We start from the raw sequence: 12465 nt of genomic DNA, 5'->3' as shown, positions 1-12465 counted from the left end.
ATTTGCAGGGTTATACCAAGCAAAGTTATTCGCATTGTAACCAAAGAATGATTCGAGCTTTCCATTCTTAACTTGAGCGCTAATTACTTGTCCTGCTGCATTGTATTTCACATTGTTATGAACAATCGTGATATTAATGGAATGGGTGACAACGCCGTCGCCAGACTGCTCAAACGTAGCTTGCATCTTCTCCTGAATCATACCTTCTTGTTTATCAAACTTAGCTTGAACTTGTGTTTTATTTTCGGCAAAAGCCTTATCTGTGTTAGAGATGGCAGTAGAGTTTGAAATGATATCTGCCTGAGCCTTATCTATTTCCGTACGAATTTCAGTAAATCGCTGACCAAAAGCCTCGTCAAGTTTGGTAATTGACGTTTGAGTCTCTTTAATTGCAGATTTGTTATCACCAACAGCAGAGTAAATTTCTTTAACTTCCTGTGCCCATGCTTCGTTATCCGTTGCACGGACTTGCCATAGCTCTTTGATTCCAGCTTGTGATTGACCGTGTTTCACTAACAAACTGCGTGATAATTGGGAATCAGCGTTACTAAGAATGAGCGCTGTCTCAGCATTCCAATCTAAACGTTCACCGAGTTGCTGGCCGGCTTCAAATGACATGAAATGTCCATCAAGCTCTGGCAATATCGTACCTACATCAAACTCCGATTCTCCTCGAATAAACTCAGTCCACTCAGATTGATTACCAGTTTTATCCACCAGCCTTGCTCTAAAATAAAACGCTACACCAGCTGACAAACCCGCCATTTCATAGGTTTTAGATGGGTAAGGAACATCAGATAACAGCATCAGTCCTTCACCGTCATTCGTTTTGCTGTACTGGATTTCAGTTTTTAACGTATCACTGGTGTTTTCACCAAATCCCCAATCTAACTTAATGCCAAATACTAATGGCGACGCTCTAAAGTTAACCGGTTTGGGTGGGTTACCCATTTTTCCGGTTAACGTTTTTTCGTCAGAATATCCCCATCCGCTTGAGATCTCAGAAGCATTAATGGCTCGGACACGAACTAAATATCGACCTGAATAAACATTAGGAACTTCAATAGAATTAATGGAGCTACGAGGCATATTGACCCAATTGCCTTCATTTCTACGCCATTGCGCTTCATAAGAGATTGCATTTTCAACTTGTGGCCACTGTGCTCGCATCGTTTCGATGCTAACGCCTTGGCTTACAATGGAGTAAGAGTCGATGACAATATTTTTCGGAGCTTGCTGGTTATTAGGAGGAATAACACTAATGGGCCTTTCATCAATCAATGCGCCAGAATCAACGTGTTCATATTTACTGGGATCATGCTGAATGGCGGTAATAGTAAATTGATTAGACTCATTTTCTGTAACACTAACAACGCGATATTGTTGCGCATACAGCTCTTCTGATTCGACAACCCAAACACATTCTGTCTCTGGTGTCTCACTGTACTCCGTTGTAACCGTGATCACTTTCCCTGATACTGTTTGTATCGTTCTTGCTTGCGATTGCCCTGAAGGAAGATTGAGAATTAAGCGATCACCACTCACAGCACTTGAAACGCGATCTAACGTGATATTTCTGCCATCGATGGCACTTACTCGACCGCCAGTGGCTTTTCCTGACAACAACTCATCAGCAACAGCGATAATGTAACCGGGTTGCGGAATGTTCCCATCTAACCCGACAGAAAATGTCACCATTCTGTCTTTATTGTTTGTCAGTATTCCCCAGCGCCCTTTTCTATTGGCTTCACTTTGTCGGGTGCAACCAATTGCGGTAACTTCTAATTGATTAAACCCAAACCGAGAAACTAAATCAGCTTCAAACACTGGCTCCATTGCATCAGCATATCCATTTTGCGGATCTGAATACGAAACCAATGCTGTGGAATACTTTTCTTTACTGCTACTGCTTGAATAAATAAATTTGCCATCAATGACATTAGCTCGGGTATAGCTATAATCAATATCACGAGGCATATCCGCTAATGTCACAATCTGACCGCCACCCCAATAGGTCATTCCTCGAAAGATGGCGGCAAAGTCACGTAACACGTTATACGCTTCATTTCTATCTTGCACATAAACATCACAAACATAACGCGGTTCTGTGCCGTCACCACCTTTTCCATCGGGTACCAATTGATCACAATACTGCGCTATACGGTATAACTCCCATTTATCAATCTGTTGTTGATTTATTCGTTGTCCAAGACCAAATCTATCAGAGATAACAATATCGTAGAAAACCCATGCGGGATTATTGGTCCATGCCCATTTAAAGGAACCATCCCACACCCCCGTATAGGTGCGATCAATAGGATTGTAATTTGAAGGTATTCGGATTATGCGCCCTTTCGGTTTGCACGTTATTTGCGGAATAGAGCCGTTGAATTGTTTAGAGTCGAATTCAATATAAAGTAACGCTGTGTGAGGATAGGTGAATTTAGCATCAATGACTTCAGTATAACTTTGCAAAACAACCGTATCACCGATTTTACTGCTATTAGCATCATTAGAAACTTTTCTAACACGTAGTGACCATGATGTTGTCGATTCAGGTAAATCAATTCTGTGTGCTCGCTCATAACCTGATGTCGTTTTTCCTTTCACGGCACTGTCAATAATAGTTTTCCAGCTACCACCGTCGGTTTGTAAATCAATAGTGTATTTAACTTCATTACCCACCAAATCCCCATTATCTTCTTGCTTGAATAATGAAGGCCACTTTAGACGAACCCGAATAGCCGATAATTGTGAATTGGTAAATGTGTGAACCCACGGTGTTTTACTCGAAATCGTTGAGCCAACATTGATCTCATTTTCAGCGCTAGGTAATCCTTGAATATAAGTCTGTGCTTGTGTGCCTGGTCTAAAATCCCACGTCACACCACTAAAATTTGCATTTCCTTCAGTGTCTTCTAACGGTGTGCCATCAAGAAAGATATTTTGTGCCGTTAACTCTCCGGCAAACTCTCCCTCACCCAAGGCAATGAGTAACTTTGCTTTAGCAATAGATTGTAAATCATCAGGTTGCTCAACAGGCACACGAGGACTACCACCGCCGCCTTTTTGACCGTGAATTGTTTTTCTCATTAGATTATTCCAAATAGATTTATTGCTGATCTTCTACATAAACACCTGCAGAAATGATGGCGCCACCAATAGTTCTTTCGCCATAGAGCACTGGCACTGGGTAACCTTGAGAAACGGTATTAGTAGGAGAGCCAAATGCATACGAAGGTTTGTTTTCACCCTGATCTTGCATTGCAAGGCCTTTTGGCTGAGGTGAAAGCATTTGGATAACACCGCCGATAGCGACTGATGCGCCAACAGCAAATAAAAGGTTACTGGCCCATAATGCGGAACCCCAAGGTAGCCATATAGCGGCAGCAACAAGGACGGCACCAAAAATAGTCTGAAAAACACCGCCTCTTTTGCTCCCCACCACAATGGGAACGATACGAATAATTTCTTCTGATATCGGGAAATTAAGATCATCAACACCGATATTCTTTTTCCCTTTAAATACGGCGTATGTTAATCCACGTGATTTACTGGTATTTAAATACTGTTCAAATCCATTTAAGGTACAACAAAGTGCCCTGATTGCTTCTGATGTTGTCGTAATTATGCGCTGATGAGTTTTACCAAATGTTTTGCCTAATATTCCGCTTAACTCTATTGTTACCATTTTTTCTTTTTGCATAGAAACTCCATAAAAAAACCCGCACTTGGCGGGTTATATTTAAGATGTAAAAACTATTTTCGCTTTATTAAAAAAATAAACTTTGATATTAAAAAAGAAGGAAGCACTATAAAAATAAAACTAATACTTCTTAGGAGTTTTTTTTCTTGTATTAATTTTGCTAATTTTGGACTCTCTTTATAATACCAACTAACAAATTTAGATCCTACTTTACTTTTTAGAAGTATTTTATCTCTTAATTTCCTTAATTCACTAACAAAAACATTATATTCATTACCCATCGTTGCTGTTACAACAAAGCATGAATTACTTTCTTTTATATTCTTTGGGTTTGGTATTTTGTAGTTTGGTTCTGTTTTTTTTATTTCATTACCGTAAACTTCAATTAAATCCCTAAGTTTTTTTTCATGCTCACTAGTTATATATGCAACTTTCGATTTTCCATTCTCAACATACGGCATCCCTTCTATATTTTCCGTACATATTGAAACAATCTCAATAAGTATTGATGTGTTTTCCTTATAGTAAGAATGTGCAGTTTCTAATGCTAATATAGCGCCTAAGCTTTGTTGTATAAAATTATCCCATATCCCATCTAAATGAATATATTTTTGTGCGTATTTTTTACACTCTTTATAATATAAAGATACAATAAGATTAATAGAGTTGGCGCTTTGTTTCTTTATGAAATCAGGATCTCTAGAAAACTTAATTGCATTGTTGAAACAATTTTCCATTTCAGAAAATTTTGCTAAATCAACTGATGATAAATACCCAACAGATTCTGCCTTGCCAAACCATGCCATTTCATTGGAAGGTGATATTTCCAATACTTTATTATAATAATCCAAAGCTTCATTATAATTAAATGATTTCAATGCATTATCTGCCATATTCAATAAATTGTTTACACTCACCATCACACCTCAGTAAAAATAAGCATTTAACAATGCTACTCATGTATGTGAATAATTAAAAGCGTATTTATAATTTACTTATTTAATTAGTGATTTATAGCGTAAAACAACAATTGTTCTATCTCGCCAATAACCACCATAAGGAACTCGTTGGCTTAATCGCCCATAAAGGTGATGTAACAACATACTATCATCCAGAATAATACCGGCATGATTTGCAACATTGGATTGAACCTGCATAACTACCATATCACCTGTTTGTGGTTCACCTTCTACTTTCACAAATCCCGCTTCTTGCCAATTATCCATATAGCGATCTTCACCTTGCTCCCACCATGGATAATCAACACGATAGTCAGGTAATACAATATTATGTGTTTGCTTAAAATAACTCATTATTAGCCCCCAACAATCCGTAAAACCAAGCACAAATGGACGGCCAATAAGAGGAAGTTCGCCTCGAGGAAGAATTTCACGAAAATCCCCCTCGGGGTAACTGACAATATACCAAGGGATACCCAGTGCATCACATTGAGCCTGATCTAACTCAGAAGGTTGAGTCGTGGCATCTGGATGACTATGAACAATACCAATAACGACACCTTGGTCTTCACATAATACATATTCTTGAGGAGAAATAACGAAGTGTTCTTGAGGTGTTGTAGCTACATTTACGCAAGGTAAATACGTCTTTACTCTGGATTTTTGTACGATAACGCCACATGCTTCTTTGGGATATTCCTTTTTTGCATGAGAAAATATCGCCTCTCGTATTTTCTTTTGCATCATTATTATTTCCGTAACAACGAGGTTCCGACAAAACCACCAAAAGGAAGAGGATTATTCTTACCGAATCGAGGCACACACCCCGTTTTCAATAAACCACTGCACTTATCTAGTGATGGATCGTCAACAGGATTACCCTGTTTATCAAAATAACCATTTTGCCCTGCATAATCACACCCATCTCCCGATTTATATTGCCCACGTAAACACCACGTACACATTGAATGTAGTTGCCGAGTAGGTATCATCACACCTTGTAAATCCATTGGACTCGCCAGTGTAAATTCAACAAATTCATTTGTTTCTGCACTTTTACTATCAATATAAAAGACAGATACTCGCTCTTGGGTAGGATCTGCAGAAGCATTCCCATCACTAAAATTTTCTGCATCGAGATAATGAGAAAGTGTATCGTGAATAATCACTTTTGCTTTCAACATATCATCATAATGCAGACATAATGCGGTTATTGAGCTATCTAAATTAGCCACTGATAGTTTAGGATTAGCGCTAGATCCCGTTGTGGAGGACTCTAACCCTTCTATTTGAACTGGCCATGCCCCATATTCATTCCCTTGCCACCAAATGGACTTAGCCTCTATTTCTCCTTTAGACTTTTGCATTTCCTCTTCCGTGATAGGAATATTGTATGCATGGAATCTCAGAATATTAGGAACACCAAATTCTGTACCATCAACTTCAAAAAGCCGGACAGTATTGCCCGGCTCTAATTTTTGATAATCGGCTGTGATCATGATTTAAATGCCTGAATAAAAACCAAAGAAAGGGTGTAATTTCCTGCACCGTTCGGAATGAGTTTGTGTTCATCACAACGATACAATCCAAGTGGCTCAAGAGGCGGTTTCCAGAAAAATGACTTTATTCCTGCGTGTTTATCAATAAAGTGACGGATAGCTGAAATGTAATTATCATCACCCACAAACTCCATTGCCCATTTCTGACTACGTGAATTTAAACCATTGCCAGAAACTTGTTCATAACCATCCCCAAACTTGACTTTCCTTGTGTTGTAAGAGACATCTTCAGTCGGGTTTATACGTGGACACCAAGTGAATGTTTCCATTTTTAACGGCCTCCTCGAGTTGCATTCCAAATTAAACCACCCGGCCTAATATCTTTAGACATTAACTCTCGGTAACGACTATCAACAAATCGGCCAATCTCCGCACCAAACTGCTCGAATCCATTCGTTGATTGAGTTTCTGAATTACCGTTACCGTCAATGGTAATGTAAACCTGAGGTGCTGAAGTAGCGCCCTGATTATTACCACCAACAACTCTAACCCCTAAGTTGCCATCTGCAGTTCGGGTTAATGGCATTATAGCCTCACTCCCTGCCTCACCCATGAGTCCGAGATTAGGCGCGCCCCCCTTAGCAAAGGCAAAATACGTGGGTGAGCTAACGATTTGATTACTATAAGAACCAAGGCTTTCTGAACTATGTACCCCACCTTTAGCGTGGGCAACACCACCTAAAAATCCACCAACAGCACCCATCCAACCACCAGCACCAGCCATTGTATTAAGGCTATTCACTACTGCCGCATTAATGAGCACATTCTGAATAGATTTCAACACGCTAACAGACCAATCTTTCCAACTGGCTTTATTACCATTTAATTTATCGCTGATCGTGTCAACCATCCCTCCCATTGCATTTTGAACAACAGAGGCTGTTTGAGTAGCGTAGTTACTGCTTTCTTGAACCCAATCTTTCATTCCACGTGTTATTCCTGCGGTCCAGTCAGATTCAGCGAGAGCAATACTCCGATATTTATTTTCCAATGCATCTAATGCTTTAGATCTGGCTTCAATATCTTCTGTTTTCTTTGCAGATTCATTGTAGATACGGTCTATTTGCTGGCTTTCTTCAAAGTAGCTTTTTTCTCTTGAACTCATGCTATTGGTTTGAGTCGCTAACGTAGCTTCATCGTTAAATTTGACTGTGGCTTCTTGCAGTTTTTTGCGAGCGTCTTCCATATCACGATGCTTTTTGACGGCATCATCTGCTTTTTGCGTCCATTCTGCGAGCGCAACAGACGAACGTTCAATTGCTTCTCTTTGCTTATCCGTCCATTTAGCCCCATTTTCATGTGATGCTGCATAAAGAGAGGCGGCTTTTTCGCCTTGTGAAGCCCTAACCTTCTGAACCTCTGTTGCCACACTTAAATCTGCTATCTTCCGCTCATATTGTTCTGCGGTTCTTTCAGCTTCTTTTTGCGCTTTTTCATAGGCGCTTTGTGTTGCTTTTCCTGTTTTAAGAGATTCATTTAGCTTTTCTCGATTTTGAAAAGCAGTCACTAGGTTATTAATATACTTCTGACGATTTTCGGCATGCTCTGGCGTGTTGGTTAACCCCACATCATCGGCAGAAAATTCGGCCTGTTTAATAACTCTAGCTTCACCCGTTAATGAAGATAGGATTTTATCTCGCTCAGAGTTATTTATTAGCGTCTGCTGTTTATCATCTAATGGTGCATTAGGAATACGCATAGGAATATTGACGAGTGCCTGCCGAGTAGCGAGCATATTGTTACCAATATTCATGATCTGATTGAACTTCGTTTGCTCAGCATTCATAAACAACAAGGCTTGATGGGCTTTGTTTTGCTCTGAAGCCTGTTGTCGAATTAAGAATACTCGTTGTTCTTCAATGTTTTTTAATGCAGACTGAATTCCTGTCGATTTCTCCTGCATTTGCAGGAGTTTTTCTTGCTCCGCGAGCAAGCTAGCTTCGGCATCCTCTAATTGCTTAACGACTTCTGACTCACTGGACAGATGATTTATCATGAAATCACCCATTTTCGGACCAGGAGAGGCTAAAAGTTGTTTATATCCTCTAATGTTCTTTTCTAAGTCACTTACTTTTTGCTTCTGTTCTTCAATCAGTCTATTTTGTTCTATTAAAGAACTATTCGTTTTCCCTTGATTATCTAAAACATCAGGAAGAGACATTTTTTTCAAACTTGCCTGAACTTGATTTATTGTTTCCGCATACTCCATAGCAGAACGTCTCGCTTCCTCTTGATTTTGATGCATGATGTACCATGTAGAAGCCCCTGCAAGAAGGAGTCCAGGGATCCCTCCTAACAAACGCACAGTTCCACCAAGAAGGCGACTTCCAACAGAAGTTACTCTATTTAAATTTGATTGTGCTGTCCGTCTAGCTGCAATATTTCTATTTAACGTTGCCTGCGCGGACGCTAATCGGCGCTCAGCTAATGCTTGTTGCTCAACACTTTGTGCTGCTAACCTTGCTTGTTGAGCACGATAGACTGCTGCCCTTGCTCTAGCCGTTGATATTTTTATACCTTGCAATTGAGCTTGAGCGTGGGCTATTTCACTTTTTGTTGCACGCGCAACCCCAATGGTGGCATTCGCCACACTTGTTGTTAACCCACCAAAATAACGAGCCAGACCTAGACCAATTAACACACCAGAAACAGAGGCTATGCCATCAATATTGTTAGCGATCCCCTCCATTGCGGTTGATAGTGTGCGAGTAGCACCTGATGTTTCATTAACATTGCCAATCCATGCCATGAACGCATTTTCAATCTTCTGTGCAGACCCACTTACCGTGGCTGGCAATTGCTCAAATTCAGCACGTAACTGTTGCGTATTCGTCAGGATAGGAACAATTTTATCCATCGTGAGTAGTCCGCTTTGCGACATTTCACGCAGACCACCAATCGTCGTTCCCATACCATCAGCCAGCATTTTTGCTAATCGCCCACCATTTTCCATGACGGCATTAAATTCTTCACCGCGAAGAACACCCGAACCTAATGCTTGACTGAGCTGTGTAATAACAGAGCTGGTTTCTTCAGCACTGGCGCCAGAGAGCTTTAATGCGGTAGCAATGGTTTCGGTGACTTTCGCAACATCACTTGAGGCATAACCCGCATCACGCATGGATTGTGCAACACGGCTGTATAGATTCGTATTTGCTGCAATCGATGTGCCCGTTCTTTGGCTCAACGTCATTAACTCTTGCTGTGCTTGTTTAAAATCTTCCATCGACGTAGACGCTAATTTTAATCGACCGCTGAGTTGACTCCATGTGTCTGCATAATTGATAAGTTGCTGTGTTGCAAAAGCCCCTGCAAATGCACCCGCAACGCCTGATACGGTATTTTTAATGGAGGATAACTCACCATTTAGATCATGGATGGCGCGTTGCATTTCACGAGATGCGCCACTGGCACGTCGCCCGCCTTGCTCAATGATCCGATAATAGTTTTCTCCCATACGCGAAGCCCGCGCTATTTCAGATTGAAACGAGGAAGAATTAGCAGAAATTTTAATAATCAGTTCACGCAGTTTTGCCATTTTATCCTCGCAAAAATAATTAATTTTCTGAAATAGACTGAAAGAAATTCTCTAACCCATTAGAACTATCATCACTTTCTTGGGTTGCTTTGGGATCCCACCGTAAAAGCACATCAGAAAGCGTGCATTTACCGCCTTGAGAGTGATAAATAGAAGAAACGAGATGTGCTGTTTGAATATCACTACGAATATCACCGATGGGATTAATGCGATCAAAAGCCATCCACATCCGAAGTTCACTCAAGCTCATTTGGCGAGTGAGTTCATCAAGAGTGCGCCCCATGCGGAGCGCCAATGTCATTAAAAAGAAAGTATCAGGCTGGGCTACTTTTTTTCTGCATCATCAACCGAAATAGTTAAATCGAGCGCTTGTTTTAATAGACGAGAATGCACAGGGCCATAAATAGCCATCACATCGTTGATGTCTGATTCATCAAAAACAACATCCCCGTTTTCATCACGCAACACATCAATAAACATCACAACATCGGCACGTAAATTACGTTGTGCAATTTCAATGTCAGATAACGAATGTTCATCCTCTGCATTATCATGATGAATAATTTCACGCCATTTCATCCACGCAGGTGATGACGGCTCACGAAGCATGACAACCGTATTTTCCCATTCAGCAACATTCACTTTCTTTGTGCGAAAGGCATTCTTTTCACTTAAAGCCAGTGATTTTAATGACGGTTTTTTCATGGTTATTCGCTACCTTTATTTAAATTAACAGTCCCGTTTTTAATCGACTTAGATTTACCTTTTAAACGTAGGGTAAATGAAGCAGAAACCACACCCGAAGTAGAAACACTCCAACTGTTTTGACGCACTTCAGCTAAAAAGGCATAGCCAATCCCCGAAGGGAACTCCACTTTAAAGGCATGAACTTCATCATTTTCATACGCGGTACGTAATGTTTCTTGTCCTTCATCATCGGTGAAATTACCATTAATGGTGAGTTCTGCAGGTGCGGATAATCCATTGGTAACTTCTTGCTCCTCAGAGCAGAGCGTGGTGACATCAATATCTGATTTCTGCCCACCGGTATAACTGATCTCTTTTGTTGAACAAGAAATCCCTAAAAATACCGCATCAGCAGGGTTAACTTCTGTTGCGGGTAATTTCGAGACACTGATTTTAGTGCCTTGTGTTTTTTCATATTTACTAGACATGATCATTTCCTATTGGCATAAAAAAACCACCCGAAGGTGGCTTTAGTGTGAATAATAAGGCGATGCTATTGCCAAACTTGGCATTCAAATGTTGCTCTAAACAATCCTGTATCAGGCTCGTAGCCTTGTTTTTCTGAAATTTCAACAGGGCTTAATTTTGTTAATGCATTAGCAAATAACAAGCGAAGCTTTCTCGCCTCATCAATCGTATCGGCATAAACATCAACCTGAATATTCGTCATCGTTTCGGCTTTCCCCTTCAGTACATCGCCTTTGACATCGTACAAAGAGAAGACACACCAAGGCGCTGTTATTGCAGGGCTTGATTGTGGAGCAATATACGGAAAAACTTTATCAGGTAATACGGGTGATAAAATTGCGTAGATATCCGCCTCTGTCATTTTCCTAGCGCCTCATCAATCGCTCTATTTAATTCTCTAATGGCTAAATTGGCTGCCTTATCCGATTCACGATCAAAAGTGGGACGTATAAAAGGCTTCGGCGCCATTTTAGAAGTGCCCTCTTCAAGAAAGCGCCAATAAAAGGCATTGTTAGGATGATCACTTTTCATAGAGGTATCACTGTTTGTGCCTGATGCGTTACTCCCTCGAACATAAACGCCCGAAGAAACCTCGCCTTTATTGCGCATTCTGTGATTACGGGTCACTATATTTCGTGCTAATTTTCCCGTCTTTCGTGGTGCTGACGTTCTGATTTCATCACGTAATAACGTTGCGGCCGCATTAGTTGCTTTTCGCATCGCTTGATGACTTTCAGCTCGACTTAAAACATCTAACTCTCTTGATAAGTCGAGTAGATCGGAGAAATCCAAATTCATGATTGTTTAACTCCTTGTTTGCATAGCAATTCTAATCGAGTCAATTTCTCATCAGGGATGACTGACTGAATGTCATAAATTTGCTCACGCCAAACCATTCTGCAGGTACTGTTAATGTCGGGTCGATAACGCATCCACACTCTAACAGTAACCTCTGACATTTCAGCATTAGCGGATATCAGTTCACGACCAGAAAGATGTTTTACTTCGCACCGCACTGAAGCGATATCAATCCACTCTTTTTTAAGTTGCCCTGAAGGTAACTTAATGGGTACGTTCTGTTGAAATATGACAGTTTGACGCAATCTTCCTGCTTTCATGATTGCCCTCGCATGGGTCTGATACGATATTCACGCAATGCATTACATAGCGACTCGGGGAGTGATTGACCTTCACGATTCTCATACCAAAAACCAACCATTTGCATGAGCCTTATTTTTATATCTTCGGAAAGAAGTAAGCCATAATGATCATTTTCAGGTATTTCATCATCATACAATTTTCGGTTTGTTAATCTTTCCACTTCGGCTATCGCTGATGATAGATTTTGTTGAAGTAAATCATCATCCTGATCACCATCGATATAACATTGGCGTTTCAATTCATCGATAGTTGGAAATGCCATGAAACCTCCAATAAATCCTGCGACCTATCCCGATCGCAGGCACAAAAAAACCGCAATTAAGCGGT

The 12465-nt window shown here is 40.5% G+C and carries 14 protein-coding genes; all 14 read right to left on the bottom strand.

The annotated features are described in order from the left end of the window. Window positions 1-3093 (bottom strand): phage tail protein (locus DK861_RS18100; protein WP_109400968.1); only part of this gene is annotated, 3093 nt, incomplete at its 3' end. 19 nt (window positions 3094-3112) lie between these two features. After that, entirely contained in the window at window positions 3113-3706 is a 594-nt protein-coding gene (locus DK861_RS18095; protein ID WP_239452203.1) for a tail assembly protein, read from the bottom strand. A 53-nt stretch (window positions 3707-3759) separates the two neighbouring features. Further along, the gene (locus DK861_RS18090; protein ID WP_109400967.1) at window positions 3760-4623 is read right to left on the bottom strand and encodes a tetratricopeptide repeat protein; all 864 of its coding nucleotides are present in this window, start codon (window positions 4621-4623) and stop codon (window positions 3760-3762) included. Between the two features lie 78 nt (window positions 4624-4701). Then, the gene (locus tag DK861_RS18085; RefSeq protein WP_109400969.1) at window positions 4702-5409 is read right to left on the bottom strand and encodes a C40 family peptidase; all 708 of its coding nucleotides are present in this window, start codon (window positions 5407-5409) and stop codon (window positions 4702-4704) included. A gap of 5 nt (window positions 5410-5414) precedes the next feature. Next, a complete protein-coding gene (locus DK861_RS18080) occupies window positions 5415-6167 on the bottom strand; it encodes a phage minor tail protein L (protein ID WP_204101286.1) in 753 nt (250 codons plus the stop codon). Next, entirely contained in the window at window positions 6161-6493 is a 333-nt protein-coding gene (locus DK861_RS18075; RefSeq protein ID WP_069366999.1) for a phage tail protein, read from the bottom strand. The genes DK861_RS18080 and DK861_RS18075 overlap by 7 nt, the downstream gene beginning before the upstream one ends. A 2-nt stretch (window positions 6494-6495) precedes the next feature. After that, a complete protein-coding gene (locus tag DK861_RS18070) occupies window positions 6496-9762 on the bottom strand; it encodes a phage tail tape measure protein (RefSeq protein ID WP_109400965.1) in 3267 nt (1088 codons plus the stop codon). A 19-nt stretch (window positions 9763-9781) separates the two neighbouring features. After that, window positions 9782-10045, bottom strand: coding sequence for a DUF4035 domain-containing protein (locus tag DK861_RS18065; protein ID WP_234566641.1), 264 nt, complete (start codon window positions 10043-10045; stop codon window positions 9782-9784). A 41-nt stretch (window positions 10046-10086) separates the two neighbouring features. Continuing rightward, window positions 10087-10467, bottom strand: a complete 381-nt coding sequence (locus DK861_RS18060) for a phage tail assembly chaperone (protein WP_109400964.1) — start codon at window positions 10465-10467, stop codon at window positions 10087-10089. A 2-nt stretch (window positions 10468-10469) separates the two neighbouring features. Then, on the bottom strand, window positions 10470-10937 hold the full coding sequence (locus DK861_RS18055; protein ID WP_109400963.1) for a phage tail tube protein: 468 nt from the start codon (window positions 10935-10937) through the stop codon (window positions 10470-10472). A 65-nt stretch (window positions 10938-11002) separates the two neighbouring features. Continuing rightward, window positions 11003-11338 (bottom strand): hypothetical protein, encoded by a 336-nt coding sequence (locus DK861_RS18050; protein WP_109400962.1) that lies wholly within the window; start codon window positions 11336-11338, stop codon window positions 11003-11005. Beyond that, the gene (locus DK861_RS18045) at window positions 11335-11775 is read right to left on the bottom strand and encodes an HK97-gp10 family putative phage morphogenesis protein (protein ID WP_109400961.1); all 441 of its coding nucleotides are present in this window, start codon (window positions 11773-11775) and stop codon (window positions 11335-11337) included. Before DK861_RS18045 ends, DK861_RS18050 begins: the two co-directional genes overlap by 4 nt. Beyond that, entirely contained in the window at window positions 11772-12095 is a 324-nt protein-coding gene (locus DK861_RS18040) for a phage head closure protein (protein WP_109400960.1), read from the bottom strand. Before DK861_RS18040 ends, DK861_RS18045 begins: the two co-directional genes overlap by 4 nt. Then, window positions 12092-12400: a head-tail connector protein gene (locus tag DK861_RS18035; RefSeq protein ID WP_088495899.1), complete on the bottom strand. Its 309-nt coding sequence runs from the start codon at window positions 12398-12400 to the stop codon at window positions 12092-12094. The genes DK861_RS18040 and DK861_RS18035 overlap by 4 nt, the downstream gene beginning before the upstream one ends. Window positions 12401-12465: the final 65 nt, after the last annotated feature.

Origin of the sequence: Proteus sp. TJ1640, assembly GCF_003144445.1 — a bacterium.
Lineage (GTDB): Bacteria > Pseudomonadota > Gammaproteobacteria > Enterobacterales > Enterobacteriaceae > Proteus > Proteus penneri.
Note: the sequence above shows the minus strand (reverse complement) of the source record. Positions and strands in the feature narration are given on the sequence as shown.

Bases quoted from the DNA above. Each gene is read 5' to 3' on its own strand.
- DK861_RS18055 (WP_109400963.1), bottom strand. From the start codon at position 10,937: ATGTCTAGTAAATATGAAAAAACACAAGGCACTAAAATCAGTGTCTCG.
- DK861_RS18060 (WP_109400964.1), bottom strand. From the start codon at position 10,467: ATGAAAAAACCGTCATTAAAATCACTGGCTTTAAGTGAAAAGAATGCC.
- DK861_RS18070 (WP_109400965.1), bottom strand. From the start codon at position 9,762: ATGGCAAAACTGCGTGAACTGATTATTAAAATTTCTGCTAATTCTTCC.
- DK861_RS18095 (WP_239452203.1), bottom strand. From the start codon at position 3,706: ATGCAAAAAGAAAAAATGGTAACAATAGAGTTAAGCGGAATATTAGGC.
- DK861_RS18085 (WP_109400969.1), bottom strand. From the start codon at position 5,409: ATGCAAAAGAAAATACGAGAGGCGATATTTTCTCATGCAAAAAAGGAA.
- DK861_RS18075 (WP_069366999.1), bottom strand. From the start codon at position 6,493: ATGGAAACATTCACTTGGTGTCCACGTATAAACCCGACTGAAGATGTC.
- DK861_RS18045 (WP_109400961.1), bottom strand. From the start codon at position 11,775: ATGAATTTGGATTTCTCCGATCTACTCGACTTATCAAGAGAGTTAGAT.
- DK861_RS18065 (WP_234566641.1), bottom strand. From the start codon at position 10,045: ATGGGGCGCACTCTTGATGAACTCACTCGCCAAATGAGCTTGAGTGAA.
- DK861_RS18035 (WP_088495899.1), bottom strand. From the start codon at position 12,400: ATGGCATTTCCAACTATCGATGAATTGAAACGCCAATGTTATATCGAT.
- DK861_RS18050 (WP_109400962.1), bottom strand. From the start codon at position 11,338: ATGACAGAGGCGGATATCTACGCAATTTTATCACCCGTATTACCTGAT.
- DK861_RS18040 (WP_109400960.1), bottom strand. From the start codon at position 12,095: ATGAAAGCAGGAAGATTGCGTCAAACTGTCATATTTCAACAGAACGTA.